The sequence below is a fragment of the Spiroplasma endosymbiont of Lasioglossum villosulum genome, assembly GCF_964020195.1.
Taxonomy (GTDB): Bacteria; Bacillota_I; Bacilli_A; order Mycoplasmatales; family VBWQ01; genus Spiroplasma_E; species Spiroplasma_E ixodetis_A.
Window position 1 is genome coordinate 1,171,194 of record NZ_OZ026539.1, and the last position, 22,872, is coordinate 1,194,065.

General features: G+C 22.7%; 30 protein-coding genes. 9 read left to right on the plus strand and 21 right to left on the minus strand.

Annotated elements, in window-relative coordinates; translation table 4 throughout:
* Positions 1 to 3: 3 nt before the first annotated feature.
* The 8 genes from pheS to infC form a co-directional block, all read right to left on the minus strand.
* Complete coding sequence (gene pheS / locus AACK81_RS06665; RefSeq protein WP_338960896.1) at positions 4 to 1,068, minus strand: phenylalanine--tRNA ligase subunit alpha; 1,065 nt, start codon at positions 1,066 to 1,068, stop codon at positions 4 to 6.
* A 64-nt stretch (positions 1,069 to 1,132) separates the two neighbouring features.
* Positions 1,133 to 1,912 carry an RNA methyltransferase gene (locus AACK81_RS06670; RefSeq protein ID WP_338960899.1) on the minus strand — a complete coding sequence of 260 codons (780 nt, stop codon included), beginning with the start codon at positions 1,910 to 1,912 and terminating at the stop codon, positions 1,133 to 1,135.
* Positions 1,890 to 2,597, minus strand: coding sequence for a SprT family zinc-dependent metalloprotease (locus AACK81_RS06675; RefSeq protein WP_338960901.1), 708 nt, complete (start codon positions 2,595 to 2,597; stop codon positions 1,890 to 1,892). The genes AACK81_RS06670 and AACK81_RS06675 overlap by 23 nt, the downstream gene beginning before the upstream one ends.
* A 35-nt stretch (positions 2,598 to 2,632) precedes the next feature.
* Positions 2,633 to 3,136: a dUTP diphosphatase gene (locus tag AACK81_RS06680; RefSeq protein ID WP_338960903.1), complete on the minus strand. Its 504-nt coding sequence runs from the start codon at positions 3,134 to 3,136 to the stop codon at positions 2,633 to 2,635.
* A 31-nt stretch (positions 3,137 to 3,167) separates the two neighbouring features.
* The gene (locus AACK81_RS06685) at positions 3,168 to 4,028 is read right to left on the minus strand and encodes a hypothetical protein (protein WP_338960906.1); all 861 of its coding nucleotides are present in this window, start codon (positions 4,026 to 4,028) and stop codon (positions 3,168 to 3,170) included.
* 233 nt (positions 4,029 to 4,261) lie between these two features.
* The gene (gene rplT, locus AACK81_RS06690) at positions 4,262 to 4,621 is read right to left on the minus strand and encodes a 50S ribosomal protein L20 (protein ID WP_252320320.1); all 360 of its coding nucleotides are present in this window, start codon (positions 4,619 to 4,621) and stop codon (positions 4,262 to 4,264) included.
* A 16-nt stretch (positions 4,622 to 4,637) separates the two neighbouring features.
* The gene (gene rpmI, locus AACK81_RS06695; protein WP_174480739.1) at positions 4,638 to 4,826 is read right to left on the minus strand and encodes a 50S ribosomal protein L35; all 189 of its coding nucleotides are present in this window, start codon (positions 4,824 to 4,826) and stop codon (positions 4,638 to 4,640) included.
* Between the two features lie 25 nt (positions 4,827 to 4,851).
* The gene (infC, locus tag AACK81_RS06700; protein ID WP_338960909.1) at positions 4,852 to 5,385 is read right to left on the minus strand and encodes a translation initiation factor IF-3; all 534 of its coding nucleotides are present in this window, start codon (positions 5,383 to 5,385) and stop codon (positions 4,852 to 4,854) included.
* A 563-nt stretch (positions 5,386 to 5,948) separates the two neighbouring features.
* Here infC and AACK81_RS06705 point away from each other — a divergent pair.
* From AACK81_RS06705 to AACK81_RS06725, 5 genes are all read left to right on the plus strand, one after another.
* Positions 5,949 to 6,158: a hypothetical protein gene (locus tag AACK81_RS06705; protein ID WP_338960911.1), complete on the plus strand. Its 210-nt coding sequence runs from the start codon at positions 5,949 to 5,951 to the stop codon at positions 6,156 to 6,158.
* 17 nt (positions 6,159 to 6,175) lie between these two features.
* Positions 6,176 to 6,298: a hypothetical protein gene (locus AACK81_RS06710; protein ID WP_338960913.1), complete on the plus strand. Its 123-nt coding sequence runs from the start codon at positions 6,176 to 6,178 to the stop codon at positions 6,296 to 6,298.
* A complete protein-coding gene (locus tag AACK81_RS06715; RefSeq protein ID WP_338960916.1) occupies positions 6,291 to 6,947 on the plus strand; it encodes a PD-(D/E)XK nuclease family protein in 657 nt (218 codons plus the stop codon). The genes AACK81_RS06710 and AACK81_RS06715 overlap by 8 nt, the downstream gene beginning before the upstream one ends.
* A complete protein-coding gene (locus AACK81_RS06720) occupies positions 6,934 to 7,110 on the plus strand; it encodes a hypothetical protein (RefSeq protein ID WP_338960918.1) in 177 nt (58 codons plus the stop codon). The genes AACK81_RS06715 and AACK81_RS06720 overlap by 14 nt, the downstream gene beginning before the upstream one ends.
* Before the next feature lie 204 nt (positions 7,111 to 7,314).
* On the plus strand, positions 7,315 to 7,800 hold the full coding sequence (locus tag AACK81_RS06725; RefSeq protein ID WP_338960919.1) for a recombinase RecT: 486 nt from the start codon (positions 7,315 to 7,317) through the stop codon (positions 7,798 to 7,800).
* Between the two features lie 19 nt (positions 7,801 to 7,819).
* Here the strand turns inward: AACK81_RS06725 and AACK81_RS06730 are convergent, their stop codons facing one another.
* Positions 7,820 to 8,770, minus strand: a complete 951-nt coding sequence (locus AACK81_RS06730; RefSeq protein WP_338960921.1) for an IS30 family transposase — start codon at positions 8,768 to 8,770, stop codon at positions 7,820 to 7,822.
* 110 nt (positions 8,771 to 8,880) lie between these two features.
* Between AACK81_RS06730 and AACK81_RS06735 the strand changes: the two genes are divergently transcribed.
* The 3 genes from AACK81_RS06735 (at position 8,881) to AACK81_RS06745 (ending at position 10,852) form a co-directional block, all read left to right on the plus strand.
* On the plus strand, positions 8,881 to 9,264 hold the full coding sequence (locus tag AACK81_RS06735) for a recombinase RecT (RefSeq protein ID WP_338963053.1): 384 nt from the start codon (positions 8,881 to 8,883) through the stop codon (positions 9,262 to 9,264).
* Between the two features lie 496 nt (positions 9,265 to 9,760).
* A complete protein-coding gene (locus AACK81_RS06740; protein WP_338960924.1) occupies positions 9,761 to 10,018 on the plus strand; it encodes a hypothetical protein in 258 nt (85 codons plus the stop codon).
* A gap of 3 nt (positions 10,019 to 10,021) precedes the next feature.
* Positions 10,022 to 10,852 (plus strand): hypothetical protein, encoded by an 831-nt coding sequence (locus AACK81_RS06745; protein ID WP_338960927.1) that lies wholly within the window; start codon positions 10,022 to 10,024, stop codon positions 10,850 to 10,852.
* On the opposite strand, the gene AACK81_RS06750 is transcribed toward AACK81_RS06745, so the two are convergent.
* The 12 genes from AACK81_RS06750 to AACK81_RS06805 all read right to left on the minus strand — a co-directional run bounded on the left by AACK81_RS06750 (position 10,847) and on the right by AACK81_RS06805 (position 21,074).
* On the minus strand, positions 10,847 to 11,056 hold the full coding sequence (locus AACK81_RS06750) for a hypothetical protein (protein WP_338960930.1): 210 nt from the start codon (positions 11,054 to 11,056) through the stop codon (positions 10,847 to 10,849). The two genes, AACK81_RS06745 and AACK81_RS06750, sit on opposite strands and share 6 nt — an antisense overlap.
* A 16-nt stretch (positions 11,057 to 11,072) precedes the next feature.
* Entirely contained in the window at positions 11,073 to 11,195 is a 123-nt protein-coding gene (locus AACK81_RS06755; RefSeq protein WP_338960933.1) for a hypothetical protein, read from the minus strand.
* Positions 11,196 to 11,936: 741 nt separating this feature from the next.
* Complete coding sequence (locus tag AACK81_RS06760) at positions 11,937 to 12,734, minus strand: hypothetical protein (RefSeq protein WP_338960935.1); 798 nt, start codon at positions 12,732 to 12,734, stop codon at positions 11,937 to 11,939.
* The gene (locus AACK81_RS06765) at positions 12,718 to 13,497 is read right to left on the minus strand and encodes a hypothetical protein (protein WP_338960938.1); all 780 of its coding nucleotides are present in this window, start codon (positions 13,495 to 13,497) and stop codon (positions 12,718 to 12,720) included. The genes AACK81_RS06760 and AACK81_RS06765 overlap by 17 nt, the downstream gene beginning before the upstream one ends.
* 5 nt (positions 13,498 to 13,502) lie before the next feature.
* Positions 13,503 to 14,693, minus strand: coding sequence for a hypothetical protein (locus AACK81_RS06770; RefSeq protein WP_338960940.1), 1,191 nt, complete (start codon positions 14,691 to 14,693; stop codon positions 13,503 to 13,505).
* Between the two features lie 4 nt (positions 14,694 to 14,697).
* Positions 14,698 to 15,183, minus strand: coding sequence for a hypothetical protein (locus AACK81_RS06775; RefSeq protein ID WP_338960942.1), 486 nt, complete (start codon positions 15,181 to 15,183; stop codon positions 14,698 to 14,700).
* A gap of 16 nt (positions 15,184 to 15,199) precedes the next feature.
* Positions 15,200 to 18,064: a hypothetical protein gene (locus AACK81_RS06780; protein WP_338960944.1), complete on the minus strand. Its 2,865-nt coding sequence runs from the start codon at positions 18,062 to 18,064 to the stop codon at positions 15,200 to 15,202.
* The gene (locus tag AACK81_RS06785) at positions 18,033 to 18,896 is read right to left on the minus strand and encodes a hypothetical protein (RefSeq protein ID WP_338960946.1); all 864 of its coding nucleotides are present in this window, start codon (positions 18,894 to 18,896) and stop codon (positions 18,033 to 18,035) included. The genes AACK81_RS06780 and AACK81_RS06785 overlap by 32 nt, the downstream gene beginning before the upstream one ends.
* Complete coding sequence (locus AACK81_RS06790) at positions 18,844 to 19,329, minus strand: hypothetical protein (RefSeq protein ID WP_338960949.1); 486 nt, start codon at positions 19,327 to 19,329, stop codon at positions 18,844 to 18,846. The genes AACK81_RS06785 and AACK81_RS06790 overlap by 53 nt, the downstream gene beginning before the upstream one ends.
* A gap of 3 nt (positions 19,330 to 19,332) precedes the next feature.
* Positions 19,333 to 19,638: a hypothetical protein gene (locus AACK81_RS06795; protein WP_338960950.1), complete on the minus strand. Its 306-nt coding sequence runs from the start codon at positions 19,636 to 19,638 to the stop codon at positions 19,333 to 19,335.
* A gap of 465 nt (positions 19,639 to 20,103) precedes the next feature.
* A complete protein-coding gene (locus AACK81_RS06800) occupies positions 20,104 to 20,685 on the minus strand; it encodes a phage terminase large subunit (RefSeq protein WP_338960954.1) in 582 nt (193 codons plus the stop codon).
* On the minus strand, positions 20,679 to 21,074 hold the full coding sequence (locus tag AACK81_RS06805; RefSeq protein WP_338960956.1) for a terminase small subunit: 396 nt from the start codon (positions 21,072 to 21,074) through the stop codon (positions 20,679 to 20,681). The genes AACK81_RS06800 and AACK81_RS06805 overlap by 7 nt, the downstream gene beginning before the upstream one ends.
* Positions 21,075 to 21,709: 635 nt before the next feature.
* Here AACK81_RS06805 and AACK81_RS06810 point away from each other — a divergent pair.
* On the plus strand, positions 21,710 to 22,825 hold the full coding sequence (locus AACK81_RS06810) for an Mbov_0401 family ICE element transposase-like protein (RefSeq protein ID WP_338960959.1): 1,116 nt from the start codon (positions 21,710 to 21,712) through the stop codon (positions 22,823 to 22,825).
* Positions 22,826 to 22,872: the final 47 nt, after the last annotated feature.

The window sequence follows — 22,872 nt, forward strand, 5'->3', positions numbered from 1 at the left end:
TTTTTAAAATTGTTTTAAGAATCGAAAATCATTATTATAAAATAATCTGATATCGTCAATGCCATATTTAATCATAGTAATTCTTTCAATGCCTACACCAAAGGCAAAACCTGCTGTTGTTTCATCTAAACCAGCAGCAATAAAAACATTTGGATGAATCATACCAGCACCCAAAACTTCAATTCAACCAGTATACTTACATAATGAACAACCTTCTGTATTACATTTTGGACAACTTACATCTACTTCAACTGAAGGCTCCGTAAATGGGAAATAACTAGGACGTAATCTTGTTTTAGTTTCCATACCAAAAAATTGCTGACAAAAATAATTTAATGTTCATTTTAAATTTGCAAAAGTAATGTTAGAACCAACTAAAAACCCATCAACTTGCATAAATTGATGAGAATGAGTAACATCATCATCATCTTTTCGATAAACATTTCCTAAACTAATAATAGCCGTGGTTTCTTTTGAATTTTTATCTTGCTCGCTAAGAATGCGTGCAGTCATATTTGTAGCGTGTGTTCTTAATAATCAACGATTAAGTTTGTCATTATTATTTTCAAGATAAAAAGTATCTTGCATATCTCTTGCTGGATGATCAAATGGTAAATTTAAGCGATTAAAATTATATTCTTCATTTTCTACTTCATTACCACTAATGATTTGATAACCCAAATTTTTAAAAATTTCAGATATTTCGGTAACAGCTTTTAATAGAGGATTGATGTGACCAATATTAAAATCAATACCCGGTAGTGTTAAATCAATTTCTGAAGATTTAAGACGCTCATTAATGTTATCTTTCTCAATTTCATTAAATTTTTTTATTATATATTCATTAATTTCTTTTTTTAATTTATTAGCTGCTTGACCAATTTCAATTCTAAAATTATGAGGAAACTTTTCTAAAGATTTTAATATATTATTAATATCCGAATTTTTACCTAAATATTGTGATTTTAAAACTTGCAATTTATGTAAATCAGCAACTTCATCAATATTATTAAATGCTTGCTGTCTAATAATTTCTAATCTTTTTTTTAAATCGTTAACCGCTAACATTCTATTCCTCCATTAATTTGTTAATATGTATAATTAAATTTTTATAATTCAAAATAAGTATAATTTATTTTAATATATTACTAGTAAATAAGCAATACGTTACTATTGCTATACTTGTTGCTAAATTTAATGATTCAACATTAAAAGAAGTTGGAATAAAAATATTACTATTAATTTTATCTTTATACTTTTTATTAATGCCTTGTCCTTCATTGCCAAATAAAAAAGCATTCTTTTGCTTAAAGGTAATTTCAAATAAATTAGTACTATTATCTTCATGTAGAAATGTACCATAAATCATATAATTTGCATTTTTTACTTTTAATAAAAATTGATCAAAATTTTCATAATACACATTAGTATAAAAAATAGCTCCTTGACTTGCACTAATTACTTTGTGATTATATAAATCAACGCTTTCATTCGATAAATATACTTCAGAAATATTAAAAGCAGTAACACTGCGTAAAATATTTCCTAAATTACCTGGATCTTGAATTGTATCAATTAGAATAATATGAGAAGAATAAAAATAATTTAAAGGTTTAACAATATTACAAACGCCAATTATTGGTTGTGGTGTTTTTTGTTGTGAAATTTTTTTAATAATCATACTATTTACAATAGTAACTTCAATATTATTACAATCTTTTAATAAATTTGCATATTTGTCTAAATACTTCTCATCAACATATACTGCAAGTAATCTTTTTTTTAATAATGCAATACTAATTAAATGTTCTCCTTCAATTAAAAACTTTTTTTTAACATTGCGATGTTTTCTTTCATGTAATAAAACTAATTCTTGAATTATTGGATTTTTAAGTGAGGTTATTTGTTTCATCCATAACTCCTTGTTTTAATATTTTTTGACAATCTTGAAAATCTGGACAATATTGAGCAACAAAATTTCAAAATGTTTTTTTATGATGAGCATGAATTATATGCGTTAACTCATGAATTATAACATAATCAATTACAGCATAATCAAAATGAATTAATTTATAATTAAGTGTAATGATTTTAGTATTTGGTTGACAAACACCTCATTTATTTAACATCGAACGAATTTTTAGTACTGAAAACTCAATATTCATAATTTCTGATCAATATTGTAAACGACTCATAAAAATATTTTTTGACTCTTCTTTTAAAAATTTTTGAATTTTAATTAATATTTGCTTATCATCTTGAATATTTGTGCATACTACCAAATTATTAAATTCAAAATAAATAATGGTTTTTTTTGAATGATACTTAATAATTAATTTATATTTTTTACTTAAAAAATAAAGATAACTGTCATTATTATTAATAACAATATTAGGTTTTAATATAGTTTTCTTTTTTAAAATTTTAGGTAAACTTTTTAAAATGAAATCTTCAATTAATTTTTCTTGCATAAAAAATGGAGCACTAATAATAATTTGATCGTTGCGCACTTTTAAATACATATGTTTTTGTTGTTTATATGTAATAATGTATTCTCATTTTGTATTATTATAATTGAAAATTTTAACATTAGTCATTTTAATCTCCTAAATAAAACGATCACTTATTTCCATTAATAATTTTGTGATTGTCGTAAATGATTTATTTCATTTTTATAAATATAACAAGAAATAATGTCTTCACTATTAAAGTTACATTTTTTACCAATTGTAAAATAAATATTTAATAATTCAAAAAAATCATTACTTGATTTTGATTTAAAAAAAGTTGTAACAAAAGCAAATAAATCAATGAATGCAAGATTAAGATCTTGATAATTTGTTTTTTCTGAAAAACTAAAATTTTGAAAATCAATATTAAGGCTATTACCGATACTAAGAATAAAATGAAGACTATCAATATATTCTTCAAGCATTACTGATTTTTCACTACTTGGTTTTGAACTTCAATATTTAAAACATCTTTGTTCATTTGCAAATTCACCTAATTCAACTAAAAGTGCTAAAAATCTAGAATTTAATGTTTTAATATCGCTAACACCGCGATTAATAATTATTTTTTTATCTAACTCATTTTGAAGTTGGATAATTGTTGAAAATTGTTTTGAATTTAACATAATTAACTCACTTTCTTTTTTTAATTATTAATTAAGATTTCATTATTTTTTTATCTTCTAAATTTAATTTTTTATAAAATTTTGTAATTAATGATTTTTTATCTTTGTAAATAGGATTAATTTTTGTTCCTTTTTCTAAATAAAAAGGAGATAAAGTTTTTATAATAAAAATATATGTTAAAACTAGTAATGAAATACCAACAACAGACATAAATGTAAAACGTAAAATTGGTAACCACACTGAAGTGTCTAATACTTTTTTACCAAAACTTGCTGTATAACCGGCATTTCCAATAAATAAGTAATTAGTACCAAAGGAAGTATTAAAAATAAAAACACCACCACCAAATAAAGTTAAATATAATATACTTTTTTTGATATATATTTTGTCATATTCAATATGACAATATAAATATAAAAGTAAATAAGAAAAAAGAATAATAATATGAATAAAATAATAATTTCAATAAAGAAAATGCTGTGGACCAAAAACTCATTTTGTTTTATCTGGTAATAAAAATGCCAAAATAACAGGACCAATTAAAGGAAAAGTAATATTAAATAAACTTTTATTAGGAATAATTAATAGTATACCACTAGTAATATTTAATACCGAACATAATTGAAAAGGAAAATAATCATACCATTGATAATTATCTCCATTCAATCCATGAACAATATAAAAACTAATATATAAAAGTATTTGAAAAATACCTAAACTATATTTAAAACTATAGCACTTACTTAAATTAGCATAAAACCTTTTAAAAATAAATAAACTAATTATCAAGAATAATGATATAGATAAGCCAATTCAATAATACATACCAAATAAAGGATTAATAACTGCTTGTGGATTACCATCAAAAAATCCAAGAAAAACAAATTGCATAATGGCCCCCCTCTTTTTTAAATTTCTTTCTTATTTTTATACTAAGAAGCGAATTTATTTTTTAATTTTACCATTAAATATATTATAAAACAAAGTTTGTGATAAAAAAATATTCTTTGAAATTTATATTAAATACATTTCTAAAACTTATCATAATTTTATAAATTAAAAACACTTATAATAAATTTAATTTATTTCAAGTGTTTTTAATTTATATAAAATTTTGCAATTAATTATTTTGCTAAAGCAGATTTTGATGCCAAAACTAATTTTTCAAATTCTTCTGGTTGATTAATTGATAACTCAGACAATATTTTACGATTAAGATTAATATTAGCTTTATTTAAGCCATCAATAAAACGTGAATATGATAAATCATAATTACGAACAGCTGCATTAATTCTTTGAATTCATAACTTGCGAAACTCACGTTTACAATTTTTACGATCACGATAAGCATATGCTAATGAGTTCATTACTTGTTCATTTGCTGTACGATATAAACTATGTTTTGCTCCATAATATCCTTTTGCTGCTTTTAGTATTTTTTTACGACGATGATTAGTTGTATAACCGCCTTTAACTCTAGCCATTTATTTTGTCACCTTCCTAAATTAAATCTTTTAAACGCTTATAGTCAGAAGCAGATACTTCACTTCACCCACGTAATTGACGTTTTTGTTTTGTTGTTTTATTTTGAGCTAAGTGAGAAACAAAAGCACCACTACGCATTCATTTACCACTTCCTGTTACTTTAATTCTTTTTTTTAAAGCTTTTTTTGTTTTCATTTTTGGCATATTTTACCTCCTATTGTTAATTTTCTTAATTTTTCTTTTTTGGAAAAAGATAAATAGTTTGTATATTTTTTTCTTTTTTATCAAAGTTTTTATCATAAATACAAATATCTTCTAATTCTTTATAAAATTTTGTAATTACTTCAAATCCTGTTTCAGGATTATGTAATTCACGACCACGATATTTTAATGTAACTTTTACTTTGTTACCATTACTTAGAAATTTACGAGCCTTATTTGCCTTTGTTTTAATGTCATTGTTATCAATAACAACACTTAGTCGAATTTCTTTTTCTTCAACAATTGTTAATTTTTGTGCTTTTTTAACTTCTTTTTCCTTTTTTTGTTGTTCAAAACGATATGTATCAAATTTAAACATTTTACAAACAGGTGGTTTAGCATTTGGTGATATACATAATAGGTCATATCCTAAATCTTCTGCTTTTTTTAAAGCATCATTTTTTTTCATTAAACCATAATTAGTACCATCATTACCAATTAATAAAAATTCATAAAAGGGAATATTACTATTTCATAAATTATCATTATTTTTAAAAGCCATACATACCTCCTTTAATTTGCATAAATAAAAGTGTGCTAAAACGCACACTCACCACTACAAAACTTTATTTTAAAAATAAAAATTTAAAGCATTGAACCTATAACAACTTAGTTATCAGGTGAGCGTAAAAACTACTTTCTTTATGTCAACTATTATTATATTAGATTTTTAATAAATTACAAGATTTTTTTAATATGTGGGCGCATTAATTTAATAGATAGATTTAGAAATAACAAAGAACGATATAACTATCGTTCTTTTTTTGTTAAAAGATTAAAACTTCATAAAACTGTCGTAGAAGTCAAATAGTGAGTACGAAATGTAAATACTTCTATATCAGTATAAAAGAGCATTTAATGTTAAGCAAGTTAAAATGTTACACTGTATCGCTTAATGTAATTATAGATTAATTTGAATAGCCTTATTATGGCTCAGTAAAGAACCCATTAATCTAATTAATAATTACATTTGTATTATTTAAAAAAATAGGGGTTTTATATATAAATACATACCTCATTAACAATATCATAACACAATAAAAATTTAAAAGGAGAAAAATAAATATGAAATATATTTACTTATTAAAATATGAAGTTAATTATACAGGTCAAATAAAATATAAGGCTTTTTCAACAGTAGAAAATGCTACCAACTTTCATAGAAATTATAAACATCATTTATTCAAAGATGCTTATATTGAAAAATATGAAATATTAATAATGGAATTAGACATAAATTTAAATAATAAGGAATTAAATAAAAAACTTAATTAATGAAAGGAAAAATATTTATGGAATGTAGAGAATATAGAATGAATGGTTCTTGTGATAAATGTAGAAAACAATCTTCTTTTGGTAATAGATTATGTAATAAATGTTTTTGATTATTAATAGGTAGAAAAAAATATGAGTAAATTAATTTTTAAAAAAGAAACTCATCAATATTTTATTGACAATAAAGAATTAATATCAGTTTCTAGAATTATTGATAATTATTTAGGTTTTGGCTATAGTCATATATCACCAGAAGTATTAAAAAATGCTTCAGTTCGTGGTAAATGAGTTCATAAACTTAATGAATTATATTTACAAAATATTAATCAAGAAAATATTATTAATAATTTATTAAAAAAATTAAAACCAGTAACAAATTCAATAAATTATTCTTATTGTAAAAAATCACTTATGTTTTTAAAAGAAAAATTTAAAGATAAAAATAATTATGAATTTATTATAGAAAAACCTATTGCTGATAATTTAATTGCTGGAACACCAGATTTAGTTTATTTAGATAAAAAAAAGAATAAGTATTATTTAATAGATTATAAAACTTATGCTTATATTGATGATGATAAATTAAAAAGAATTAAATTACAATTAACTGCTTATTATTGTATGTTACTTGATAATGGCATAATTCCATCTTATAAAACTTATGTTTATTTAACTAATAAAAATACTCAGCAAGAAATAAAAATAGAAATAACAAATGAATTAATAATTGAATGAATGAATGCAAAAACAAAATATTTTAAAGGAGAAAATAAAAATGAAACCATTTAATGAAATAAAAAATGAATTAACAATCAAACAAATTAAAGAAAATATTTTTTATTTAAATCAATTAATAGGAACTATTCAAGACCCAGTTATTGAATTTGAAATTAGAAAACAAATTAAATATGAATTAAGTTTATTAAAAACAAGGATAAATAAATATGAATAAATGTAAAAAATGTAATAAAAGAATTTGATTAAGTAAAAATTGATGTATGAATTGTTTAGAAATAATAGTTGATGAAATAACAAGTAATAAGAGGGATAACAATCATGGATAAATCAATTTTAATTTTATTAAAACATTTAGGAAAAATTAATAAAAAATTAGATGAAATTTTAGAATTATTAAATAAAAAAGGAGAAGAAAATAATGAGTAATGATTTAATTAATAATAAAAATTCATTAACTATTGAACAATGATTTAATGAAAAAAATCAAGGTAATATTGATAATAAAGAAATACAAAGATTTAAAAGTAATGTTTTAGCAATTAAAAATCAATTAGGATTACCAGCAAATAAAACAACTTTAGAAGCATGTTATCAAGCAACATTATTACAATTACCATTAGAAAAGAATTTTGGTTATTGTTGAGTTGTACCTTTTAATAGAAAATATAAAGATGAACAAGGAAATTGAAAACAGATTAAAGAAGCACAGTTTCAAATGGGTTATAAAGGTTATATTCAATTAGCATTACGTAGTCAACAATATAAAGAAATTAATGTAAGTGATGTTAAATTTGGTGAAATTAAAAAAATTGATAGATTAAAAAGTATGAAATTTAATTGAATTCAAAATGAATTAGAAAGATTAAAAGAAAAAACTATTGGTTATGTTGCTTATTTTAGCTAAATTGTAAAGGTAAGTGCAACTAAATTATTTTTCTATCCAAATATTCGATTGGTGAAAGATAATTTAGTATTTTTCTTGGTCTTTGGTTTAAAGACAATATAAATTTATGAACTTCATTTTTATTAGTTTTTGAAAAAATAAATTTTTTAGGAAATTTTTCTCTAATTAAACCATTAGTATTTTCATTAGTACCTCTTTGTCAAGGTGAATATGGATTGGCAAAATAAATTTTTATATCTAAATTTTTTTCAAGTTGTTGTCAATTTGAAAATTCTTTGCCACGATCAAAAGTAATAGTTTTAACAATGTTTTTAGGAAGAATTGATAAATAATAACTAACATTTTTATTAATAACTTTAGTAGTTCTGTTTTTAACTAATATTGCTAAAGTAAATCGTGATACTCTTTCAACTAAAGTTATTAAACATGATTTGCTTTTACCTCGTGATGATACTATAGTATCTCCTTCTCAATGACCAAGTGTTATACGATCATTAACATTTATATCTCGTTCTTTAATTGATTTACCATTAAACTTGCCACGATTTTCTTTAGATTTTCGTTTTTTACCTTTTCTTCTTAAATTTTTACTAGTAACTTTATCAAGCATTCCAAAATAAATTCAAGTATAAATTGTTTTAAAACTCATAACTCACTCTTTATGAAAATTTTTAATTCTGCCATAAATTTGTTCAGGTGATCAACCTAATAGTAATTTTTGTTGTACATATTTTACTAAATTCTTATTTTTAAACTTATGAAAACTAATATGTGATTGTTTTCGATTTTCAGCTTTATTTTGTGCAATTAATGAAAAATAATGATTATTATCTTTATTTCTATTAATTTCTCGAATAATAGTACTAATACTTCGATTAAGATTTTTAGCTATTTCACTAATTTTAAATTTAAATTTCAATTGATTCTCAATATAAATCCTTTCATCTATGCCAAGATGTTTATAACTCATATAAAAACTCCTTACTTTTTTCTAAACTAAATTTAGCATTATGAAATTTTTATATGAGAATTTTTTGCAATTTTATTTACTTGCACTTACAAGTATAACTCAGCTTTAAATTAAAAAATGGTTATGAAAAATATTTATATATGTCAAAAGAACAAATAGAAGAACATTTTAATACTTATTCAGAAACTTATAAAAAAAATAAAAAATTTATTGTTAGTAGTTTTGAAGCAATGGCATTAAAAACTGTACTTACTCAATTATTAAGAAAATGAGGAATTATGTCAGTTGATATGCAAACTGCTTATGAAAATGACCAAGCAATTATTACTGAAACAGAAAAAATATATATTGATAATCCAAGTAATAATAATCATGTTGAAGTTAAAATTATTGATTCAAATAATAATATTGATAATACTGATATAAATTCTGCTTTATCTAAATTACAAGAATTAGAAAAAGAAGAAGAAATTATAGAAAATTTTGAAGTGTAATAAGGCGAATAAATATGATATATGACAATAAATGTTCTATATGCAATAAAGTAAAAGAAAATTCTATAGATAAACACTGTTATAGTTGCTGATTAGAATTACTCAACAAATGAAGTCTAAAGAGTTGAGGAAATTTAGGAGAATTTGATAATGAAAGGAGGTTATTTAATGCCTTGATGAGGGATTTTATTAATAGTAATAGTTAGTACACCAGTGGCAATAATATCATTATTTTGATTAGTTGTTCTTATTTTAGGAGCAATAGCAATAATAAAAGATTAAAGAAAATGATAGGCATTTGACATATACCCTTTTTGACTCCTATTCCCTATTTTTTATTCTTGCTTAAAATATGTCAATGTAAGTCCTAACTATAACAGAGATTTTATCTCTATACAGAACGAAACTATAGAATTATTAAAATTTGGATAACATTATAATTCTATAGTCCACCGTTAAATACGGTGCTGATGAGTTCATAAAAGGATGTGAAATAATGAGAAATATTAGAACTGAATGATTTTATAATGATAAAAGTCCTAAAGAAATAAAATGTCCAACAGTTGGATTATTAAAAAATAAAGAAGATGCTTTATGTTATTTATTAGCATTAAATTTATATCCAAAATTATATCCACAAGATATTTTTTATTCATGAATATTAGAAAATAATCAAACTGGATATTTAATTATAGTTGGTAATAATAGAGATACTATTGGAAATATGCAATTTAAATTTATAAAAGGAGAATAGAAAATGCCAAATACAGAAAACTCACAATCAAATTATACTTTATTAAAATTAATAAGAACTGGAATATCACCATTATCAGCAATGATAGGAACTTCTGCCTACTATGGTCAATTAATAGGAAATCCAATATTAGGAAGTATTAATGCTTTATTATTTAGTAAAAAATTAGGGATTGATATATGAAATTTAAATCAAATGCCAAGTACTAAAAAGAAAATATTAAATTCAAGTAAGAAAATATTATTAGGGTTAGGAACAATTGGATTAGTTAATTATAGTAAATTTACCAATGTTGATATTAATCCTAATCCAACTGAAAGTCCGACCACAACTACAACAGTAGACCCATTTCCACCAGATTTATTATTTAGTAATCCTAATACTACTGATAATCATTTAATGGATTGAGATACTTATATATCTTTAAGTTCATATGGTATTGCTAATTTAGTTGCTGGTATTACTGAATTAATACCTAATAAATTTGAAACAATAAGAAAAATTTGTAATATGGCTACTGGTGGTTGTTTAATTTCAAGTGGTGTAGCAATGGGTATAAATAATGATTTTATGAATGCTTATGCAGTACCTACCATAGTTGCTGGTGCAAGTGAAATAATTCATAATTTATTACCTATTGAAACTATACATCATAATCAAGAAATGCAAGAAACACCATTTAATAATGAAACTACAAGATTAATTAATGATAATAGATTTACTATTAATAGTGAAACTGCAAGTCAATATTATGGTAGTGATAATATGAGTGAAGTACCATTAAATTATGATAATGCTTCATTAAATTGAGATTATAATCATATGAGTTTATAAATAAATACTTTTAACTTCTGGTTGTTTATTAATAGAATTTAATTTAGTTTGTAATTTATTAATTTTATTTTGTTTTTTAATTTCTTTTTTATTAGGGTCTGTTAAAGATTTACCAAATGCAACTAATGCTTTTCCTAATTTAATTAAAACATAACCTCCATTAATACATAAATTAGCAACTATAATAATTGTTGTAGTATCCATATTAATCACCACCTTTCTAAAATATTTGATTAATTTTTAATACAATTTTTACAATAATAAATATAATTAAACCAGCAACAGCAGAAGATAATAACATTCCAATTAAACCTAAAATAATTTTTATTATTTTAAAAAACATAATATTATTCCTGTAATTCTTCTAATTTTCATACATTACCTTTTAAATTACCTTTTCCAGTATAAATAGTAATTAATTTTGCATGTTGAACTGATAAAATTACTATATTAGCACTATCATTAAATGTTTGTATTTGTACACCAGCAATTTTTTTATCAGTTATAATAAATTCTTGAATAGTATAAACTGGATTATATATACTTCAAGAATAATAAACTCTATAATGTTTATTGTCTTGAAAATCATAAGTAATTTGTCAATTATCTCATTTATTTTTCTCTCTTGTTCCTACTTCTTTTCAATTATTTATACTTGGAGTTGGAGTTGGTTGTTTTTCTAATATTTCATTAATGGCTTGTAATAATTTTTTATTTTGAGTTTTTAATAATTTATATTCATTATTTTCTAATAAATCTTTACAAAGTAATGAATTTTCTTCATCATTTAATGCAATTTCATTTGTTTCAGTATTATATTTAAAATAATCATTTGAAAATTTTTTATCTTTTATTTTTTCTTTTAATTCATTAATAGCGCCAACAATAGTTTTATTAGTAGTTTCTAAATTAGGAATTTCTTGACCAATAGCATTTATTTGAAATGCAATAGGAAATTGTGATTTTGTATCTTCTAATTTTTTATCTATTTCTTCTTTTTTATAATAATCAGATAAATCTACTTTACCACCAGTAGCACTAATAGTATTAGTTTTTTCATCAATCTTAATATTTTCACCAGCAATTAATTTATTTTGTTTTTTTCTAATAAATTATCAACATATACTTTAGTTGTAGCATCACTTAAAAATGTAGGTGTACCAACATCAATTATTCTTTTACCATTAACATCAATACCTTTATAATCTTTTAGTTTAATAAAATTAGGATTTTCATTATTTACTTCTCATAATGAATCAATATTACTATCAACATGAATTTTTAATTTAGGTATAGTATCACTTACATCATCTATTTTTATACCAGTTCCTTCAATTATTCCCATTTTTTGTAAAAATGTTTTATTACCAGAATCTCAAGTAATAACTCTTCTATCACTTTCATCAAATATACTAGGTGTATTAAAATTATCTGTATTACATGAAATACTATTATTAATTGCTTTTCTTGGTGTATGTAAATTTGCTTGTTGTAATAAATTATATACTTCCATTAATACATAATCTGGTTCACTTGGTGAACTAATACTACTTGATAAACCATTACCACTAATAGATACTGAACTTCTTATAAATGCCATTCCATCAGTTAAATAATATATAGTCATTCTTGCTGTTGCTCTTTTAACTAATTGTTGTTGAGTTTCATTAAGATTTTTAAATCCTATTACTTCAATTTGATTACCAGTAATAGTATTAATTCTTTCACTTGAAATAGCAATTGCCATAATAGTAAAATCAGTTTTAGTATTATCAGTAGTAGTTTGGTCTGCATCTGGTATAAAACCATATATAGTTTTTAAATCATCTTTTGTAATATAATTTAAATTTACATTTCAATCAATATTATTTTTGTTTTCCATAATCTTTATACCTTCCATATCCTTGTACTGCTTGTGATTTATTAACTGTACTAATAACTGATTTATTAGGTTTAGTTACTGCTCTATTTAATTGACTAACATTTTTTCTAACCGTAGCATTCATTTCTTCTCTTGTTTTACGAACTCCACCTAAATATTGATTAATAAATATTTTATTAGCACCATGACCATAAGCACCAGTTGCTTTACACATATCAATTCAAGTTTCTCTTGAAACATTAAAATAATCATATGATTTACTTAAATTTGTTCTATATGTTAATGTAGCAATACCATAAGTACCTGATTGTGCTTGTACTACTGGAGTTCATATACCGCCAGCAAGAGCAGAACTTGAAAGATTTACATAAACTCCAATCATACTGTCATAATCTTGTTCAGTTAAAGAATTCATTATTATTTCTTTACCTTTATCCATTAATGACTTACCATTTAAATATTGTTTTTGAATATGTTGTAATTTAGCAATATTATTATTAGTAATATGTGTCATTATTTTTTTATGAATTACTGGTAAATTAGTTAATTTTTGTAAAACTTGTTGAAATTCAGATAATTCTTTTTGAGATTTACCTTGTCCTAATACTTTTGACATTAATTGATTTTTTAATATTCCCGCTGGATTTTTTAAAAAACTATTAAATAATGAATTACTTTTTTTAAATTTTTCTATTAATTCAGCAGTTTGTATATCACTAACAGCAGTTTCTAATATCATTCTTAACAATAATATAATAGGCATTTAAATTACTTCTTTGTAAAAGTTACTTGTAAAGAACCATCATATAAAGTTTTACCTTCAACATTAGCACTTGTTGCTGTTAAATCTGAAAAATTAGCATTACCTTTTTGATAATTAGGATTTTTAGCAATAACTGCTTTTTCTACTTCATCTGCTGTTGGAGTATCACCAGCCATAGTTATTTTTCCTAAATTAGTAAATTCAATTGCTGTTGCAATATCAATACTTGAAGTAACTGTAAATCCTTTAACTAAATCTGGTCTTAATGCTTTACCTTCTGAAACTAAAAACTTATGAAAATTCTTAACATTACCATTAGTTTGTAAAACAAAAATATTATCTTGACCACGATTAAATGGAAATGCTAATGCTTCTTTATGCACTAATACAGCATCACATCCTAAAAAGTTAAATCCTTCTTTTTTATCAATAGTTGCAATCGGATAATTTCTACCTAATCAAGGACATTCTACAATTTTAATACCACCAATTTCTACAATTTTACCATCTTTTAATGCTTGTGAAGCACTATCACTACCTAAAATTGTAGTTGATAATAATACTAATGGTTTAAAGAAACTAGATACTCATAAAGTATAATCTTCTTCATCTGTACCGATATATTCATCAGTAATTCTTGCTTTTAAGGTTGCTAATGTATTTGATATTTTTAATCATAATAACATTCTATAATCATCTATTTTTGGTGTACTTGGTAATGCAATATTAATAATTCCATTATCTTTGGCTGTTTTAACTGCTAATGCTAATAATTTTGCTACTAAATATGTTTCAACTGATTTTGCTTTTGCATCAATTCAACTTGATGCTAAACTATCTGATACAAGAACATTACCATCTTCATATCTTGCACCTAATCTTTTTAAATCAAGTGTTTCTTCTTCAAAAGTTATTTGTTTCTTTTTATCTAATAAAATTTGTTCAACTCTTGTTGCTGTTAAATCATTAGCACCAGCACCAGCATCATAATCATCTGTAAGATTTCTTTTAGTAATATTATAAATAGCAGTACCAGCATCTAATTGTTCTCTATTTTCAACTGTTGCATTAATTAATGCAACTCTTTTTGATAATAAAACTTTTAAATTTTTAATATATTTAACTGATAAATCTAATTTACCAGTTGGATTACTTGGGTCATTAATCGTTGTTGATTGTGTTATAATAATTGCCATATTTTTAACCTACCATTCCTATTTTTCTAGTATCTACTTCATCATCTTTTTCTTCTTTAAATTTATCTTTTACATCTAAAGAATTACTAATATTTGTGTCTTTATTTTTATTAAATAAATGTGGAAAATCTTTATTTAATAATGATAATTCTTTATCAATATCTTCTTTATCTCCAAGATATCTTTTTAATAAATTAATATTTTCTTGTGATAAATCATATTTTTTATAACTTTCTGAATGTCTAATTTCTCTATCTTTATCAGTTTTTTCTTTATATAAAGCATTATATTTTTCTTCTAATTCTTTATATTTATCTTCTAAAGTTGGTTCTTTAGATTCTTCAGTTTCTGGTTCTTTTTTATATTCAGCTTCAGATTCTTTTTCAGTATTTTCTTCTGATTTTACTTCTTCTTCCTTAGTTTCTTCTTGTTCATCTTTTTCTTTTTCTTCCATATTATTACCTTCTTTCATTTCATTTTCATTTAACATAATTACCACCACCTTTCTAAGTTGAACTTTTTGGATTAATTACCAATGATGTAGTCTGTAAGTTTCAATTAGCGTTAGTTTTTTCATATGAAGGTGGTCTTTGTGGAGGTATTGCTGAAAACGTAGTTATAAATTGATATTCAATAACAATTAAATTATCTTCTTGACTTTCATATGCTTTTGTTTTAAAAGTCATTATTTTAAATCATGTTGATGAAGATATTGTGTGACCACTACTTGGATTATCATTTGTTCATAATAAATCATTAATATATATATTATTTAATCTTTCTGCATTTGTTAAAGAAGCAATTTGACTATAATCTTCTTTATTATTAACATTAAATGTTCAATTATTATTACTATCATTATGATTTCCAGAATTATTATTATAAATAATATCCTTATCTTGGAAAAGAGCAGTATCATTTTGGTCATCTGGTAAATTACCAATATCATTTAAATTTATTTTAATAGGTGTAAATCAATTTTTAGAATTAGTTCAACTTTTTGTAGTTTCACCATCATAAGTTTCATATAACGCATTCATATTAAAATTAAATGTTATACTTTCATAATCTTCTTTAAATTTATCAACATTATCATAACCATATTGATTTACATAAATACCAATACTATTATGAAATTTACCTTTAACATCTTCTAAAATATGCGGTCTCATTTGATATCTACTTTGATGAACATCTGTTTGAGTAGTACTAATAATACTATTTGTAATCCCATATTGACTTTGATTACTTAAATCAATAAATATAGGATGCGCTCTTTCTATTAATGGTGGTGGTTGTATTGCTTGTGGATAATTAAATGGTTGGTCAAATTTAAAAGTATTATTTGCTAAAATAAATGTATTTTGAATTAATCTACTATTATTACTTGCTTTACCAACTGTTTGATAAGTACCACTTCAAATACTAAAATTATCATTAACAGCACCACTTCTATTATCTGGCATACTATAAAATGTGATTTTAAAATTACTTTTACCTACAACTTTAATATCAATCATATCAATTGCTCATTTTAATATATTTTTATTAGTAAAATCTGATTCTTTTAATAAAGGATTAATATCATTATCTGATGGTAATAAATATATTTGTGTTTTATCAGTTTTATCTAATTGAACTAAATTATCAGTTGTAAGATTATAACCAGTAGAACTAGTATTATCATTAATATTAAATTTTGACATTGATAAACTATCAGTTAAATTAAATGTAAATGATGTCATATGACTGGCTGTTCCAGCAACAGATTGAATAGCATCTGGAGTATCATTTCTAAATACATCGAATGGAATTAATGCTGGATTAGTACTTTGTGAACTATATAATAATGTTGTATAAAAATTATATAATTCAGCAGATATTAAGCCATTTATATAAGGAAATTGTGGTATTAATAAATTACTTGATAATTTAGCACCAATATCTAAACCACCAAGAAAGAAATTCATAAATGAACCAAATACAGGTATAGTATTAAGATTAATTTTAATAGTTTCTCTTACTGTTAAAGGTATTTCACTAATAGGATTATAAATAAAATAATGTAATGCATTTATAGTATTTAATTGCTTAAATTTATTATTATTCATATTATAATGAGTATTACCAATAAATTTTTTATTATTTTTATTATAATATTGAAAATATGGATTACCAGCAGTTGCATAATTATAATCTTCTATTTCAGCACCATTTAAAAAAATATTATCTCAATAATTTACTAATCTATTAGAAACATCTAATTTATTAGTATTTTTAGTTTTTTCAACATTAGTTCTTAAATGACCTTCATAATGTTTTGTTGCACCATCATCATAATTTGGAGCAATTACTTTTTGTCAATCTTGATAACTTTCTAAAACTGATTGTCCTTGAACAGTTAATACATAATTTGTTTCTGGTAATGCTTGAAAACTTACTGGGTCATATGTACTACATTGATATTCTCATGGAAATAATAATTTACTTGTATATTGTCTATATTTATGTTGTTTAGTATTTTCAGGATTATTATCAATCTCTCTACCTCATAATGCTATTGAAATAGGTTTTACTGAACCATAAAAAGATATTTGACAATGAGTAACTGGTAAAGGTGTTAAATAATTTGAATCTAAAATAATATTATTATTTTCATCTAATACTGGTAATGCTACTGGGTCAGCAGGTGCACCTAATTGTACATATTGATTAATTGCTAATCCACTATGTGCTAATTTATCATTTAAACTACTAAAAGTACATTGAATATATGCTAATTCTTTATTTTCATTATTATAAGTTTTACTAGCAACTTCAAGAATATATCATTGTCTATCAACTTTAATAGATTTATCAGTATTTATAACTTTATTAATTTCTGGAATCATATATAATTTATATAAATTTGAAACAATATTATTAATAAAATTAAAATTCTTTTTTTCATTTGGAATATTAATAACTACATTTTTAATTGCTTGTTCTTGAATAAAAGCATTCTTTGCTGGTGTTGCTGAATAAATAATACCTAATTGGTCTGATAATATATTCCCATAAAACACATCACCAATTTGTAATTGTTTATATGCTTCATCTGGATTATCTTTATTTTGAATAGGATAATAAGAATGGTCTCAAACTGCTTGTATTGCTTCACGTCCAGTAAATATTTTACTAAATGAAGTATAATCATTAGGAATGCTAGTTGGTGGTTTATAACCAGTTTCTGTTGAATTTATAGCACCTAAAATAATAATAAAAGGATATACACGAAATTGTAAATCTTTATTTTGTGTAAAATCTTTTTCAATTTCACCAGTTGATTTTCAAACTGTTTTAATTAATTGATGATTTATTTTCGGTATCATTTTTAGTTTCTCCTAAAAAAGTATTATTAAATTCAATTTCTTCTTTTTGATATTTTCTATTTTCTTCAATAATTTGTTGTGCTTCTTCTTCACTAACACCATATCTTTTAACAATAATTCTTTTAATATTAGTAATTCCTAATCTTAATTCTGCTTCATCAATTTCAAGTGATTTTAATCTATCTGTAATAGTATTTTCTTTAATTTCAAATGTTCATTTAGATTTATCACCATCTAATCCCATTAATATAAAACATCTTTGAAATATTTCATTTCAATCACTTTGATTTAAAGTTCTTTTAATTCTTGTAGTTTCCATATCACGAGAATTAGTAATTAATACTTCTGCTTCAGTTTTTTGACTTGTAGTATCATTTACTGGACTATATCCAGAGCCTTCAAATGCTTTATCAATAATAAATTGAATAAATTCTGCATATTTATCTAATATTGGACTACCTTGTAAAATAGCAATTGGTGGTATTCCACTAGTACTTCCTAAACTTCTTAAATTTGCTTGTAAAATAAATTTACCTATTAATTTTTTAAAATCAAAAGCAGTTTTAGATTGATTTATTTCTTGTTCAGTAATATCTAAAAATACACGAGTAACATTATATTCAAGTTCATGTTCAATTGATTCAAATGTTTTATTTAATAATTTTTGTAATTTTTTAATTGGAGTCATATCTGGATAATAATCACCAATAACTCCACCAAAGAAATTCTTTTTAGGTAAATTTTGCATAAATTTAACTGGAATAATACCTAAATTATGATTATCTATTAAAGGTAATTTTAAATCATCACTTATTTGTTTTTTGTAAACCATCTAAAGTAACATAATCACTAGTAAAATATCTAATTATTTGATTTCGAGTATATGTTGTTTTAACATAAATACTTTGGTCATCATATTGTAATCTTGACCATGTTGATGCACTATATTCAGTTTCTAATACTCTTGCAACTCTTGATTGAGCATACGGTTGAGCAAAATTTAATGATATTCTACCACTTTTACTTTTATCAATTTGAACAATACTATAACCATATCCACTCTTTATATGACAATCTTGATAAAATAATAAATCTAAATTATTTCATTCTTTTAATTTTTCAATTGCTCTTTTATATTCTTCATGTTCACTTGTTAAAGTATAACCATTACCTCATAATAATTTACTTGCATGATTTGCTATAATTTCTTGAAGATTTATCATACATCAATTAGGAGTTAATATTTCAGTATTATGATTATTCATATGTTACTTCCTTTCAAAATAAGGATTTATATTTGCACTTAAATTTCTAATATATGGTTCTATAGCATAATCAAATGCGTCACGTAAATGGTCATTACCCGCTAATGGTATTTGTTTAATACTTTTAGGGTCTCATACAGCCAATCTAAACTCATCTAATAATGCTTGTGCATTCATACTAATATTTAATCGTTCTGAAGCCATTAAAGCCACATTCTTACCTATTCTAAACTCAAGTCTTAATTTCATACAGTCTTTAAAATATAGTCATGAATTAACTTGATATTTAATTGCTGTATCATTTAACATTTCAATAAATGTATAATTACTAAAATCACAATATACAGTTAAACCATATTCATAAAGTAAATTATTTTCTTTTGCTAATTTAATATAAAACTCAACTACTAATCTTGCTAATTGTTTATTATCATAACGAATTAATTTATTTTCTATTTTTAAACAATCAATAACATTAACAAATTTAAAATTATAATCAAAACCTATTAATAAACATGCTAAAGCATCATCTTTAAACCCATAATCTAATCCAGCACTAAATCTATAACTTGGTTGTAATAATCTACTAATCTTATGAATTAAATGTGAATATATTCCACCAGATTCATAACCAACTAAACCATGACTTCTTACTCTTGCAGATATTGGGTCTAGAAGTTCTATTTCTAATAATTGTTGTTTATCACTATCTTTTAAATGAGTATTTAATTTTCAATTTTGATAATGATAAATAGTATTATCAATAATAGTAAATTATTCATATTCATTAATAATTTGTTTTTCATTTTGTGGACAAGCATTTATAGTTTTTTTAATAAATTCATTTAAAATACTTCAAGGATTACAACTTTCAATTTCTAATAATTGATTTGCACAACGAATAGCATCTTTTAAATCTTGATAATCATTTTCAGTAATTTCATATCTTTCATCACTTCATATAATTACATAATCATATAAATAATTACTTGCTAATCCAGTTAATTTAACATTACTATTATCTTGTGAATGTAAATATTTACAAGTTATTTTACTACCATTAAATTCAATAGTTTTTTTAGTTTCACTAATAATAAAATTAATACTAGGATATGTTGCTCTAATAATTTGTTTTAATTCTTGTCAACTATCATTTAATTGTTTTGACATATTACGAATTAAATAAGCATGAATATTAATATTATCTAACATTAATAAAATACCTAAGAATTCAATATTACTAAATGTTTTACCAGATTTACGACTACCTAATTGTTTAATTTTAGTAATATTTAAAGGTTGTTTTAAATACATTCTTTTAGCAATATCTAATAAATAATCAAAATTACTTAACATTTATTCTTACCTTTATTTTCTAAACTAATTGCTATAGGGGCTGTATTATCACTACTTTTTATTAAAATTTTTGTAGATAAATGATATTCTTTCACAAATGCTCTTTCTAAATATCATGCAGTATTATTTGCATTTGCTTTTAAATATCTTTGTGTATTAATATGACGTATTTGTAAATATGCTCAATTAATTTGTTGTAAAAAAGTATTTCTCTTTTTTTGTTTTCAACTATAAAGAGTATTTTCTGTAATATCTAAATAAACTAACATACCAATTTTAGTTGGTACTTCTTCAGTTTGTTTACAATGATTAAAATATTCTTCTAATTTTTCTCTTAATGCTTTTGCATCATTAAAAATTGTTCTTATTTTTATTTTTTCTTCTTGCACATAAAAATCTCCTTTCATATGCTTTAAAAACAAAAAAATTTATGATATAATTAATATAATTTTTAAGTTAAACTACCAAAAATAACTTATTAACTTTATTAATTATTCATATATTTATTTTTTTAATTTTTATAATATAATTATAACAAAAAATAGCATTATACTGCTATTTTTTTATTTTTTCTTCTAAATTTATTTTTTACAGTTAATCAGAATTTAAAATTAGGATGGTCTTTTTTATATATTTTATATGCTCAAAATAAACCAAAAAAATTCAAAGATATAAACATAAAAAATATACCCATTTTTTTCTCTATGGCATAAATCATGTCCTTTACATGTAATTAACACCAAAAATACTATTCCAAACATTACTGAAAGTACTATTACATCTGCTAATCATTGCTCAATCATTTTTATTTTCCTTTTCTATTTATATTTTTCTTTATTGTACATTATTTTATTAAAAAAGAAAAGATAACTAATAAAAGTTATCTTTAAACGTTGCAATAGATTTGCTAATTATTTCAATCGTTCTTTAATATTATACTCTAAAACCAAACATTTTTCAACAATATTTTAACAAATTTGTTAAAATAGTTAGGATAAAAAAATAAATAGAAAGGTGTTAAAAAATGTTTAATTATAAAAATAATCTTGAATATGAAATTAATAGAATTATAACAAATCATGTTAATAAAATCCATGCTTTTGATGAATATTTTTTTCAAAATAGAGATAAAGATAGATATAAAGTTGCTAAAAAATGTAATCGTAGTATTATTTTTGAATTTGGTAAAATGATTTTTAATCAAAGAGTTTATTGAGATAAATTAAAGAAAAAATATTATTATCCAGTTTATGAAGAGTTTAATATTGAAAAAAGAGCAAAAATTATTAGTTGATTAAAAGAAGAAATAATATCATATATTGGAAGAAAGAAACATTATCAAGATATACAAGATATTTTAAAATTTACTTATGTTTCAAAAGTAACAATTAGTAAAATTCATAAAAATGCAAAAGTTCAAGAAAAATTACCAGAACAAAAATTTAAAGTTAAAAATAGTGAATTTATTTATATTAATGCTGATGATTGTTATGTTCCAGTTTGAAATAAAAATCATAAAAGAGAAATGCAAAAAATTCGTAGTATTTCATATAATACTGGTAAAAAACAAATAGGTAAAAATAGAAATAAATTATCAAATAAAATTTATACTTTTATGGGTGATTATAAATATAGTCCTAAAGAAGATTATTTACAAGCAAATCCTACAGTTGATTTTACTTGAAATGGATTAAAAAAATATTATGAATTTGAAAATGCAAAATTAGTAGTTTCTGGTGATGGTGCTGGATGAATATATAATTTAGCAAAATATTTGGGTGCTTATTATGTACTAGATAAATATCATGCTTTTTATTATTTATGAACAGCATATAAACCTGATAAAAGAAAAAATAAAGTTAATCCAGAAAATTTAAAAAACTTTTTAAAGGCTTGAAAATATTTTTGTAATGGTCAATATGATGAATTAATAGCATTTTTAATTGAAACAAAAGTAAATAAAGAAACTTTAAGAATTTTTGAAAATAATAAAGAAGGTATTATTAATCAACCTGCTGATTGAAATATTGGCTGTAGTGCTGAAAGTGATATTCAACATTTAGTTAAATCTCAAACTAAAGGTGCAAAAATATATGCTTATCCAACGTTAATTAATATGTTAGTACATAAATTTAAATAAAAATAAAAAAACTTACTATATAATTAGCAAGCAAGTCTTTTATTTTT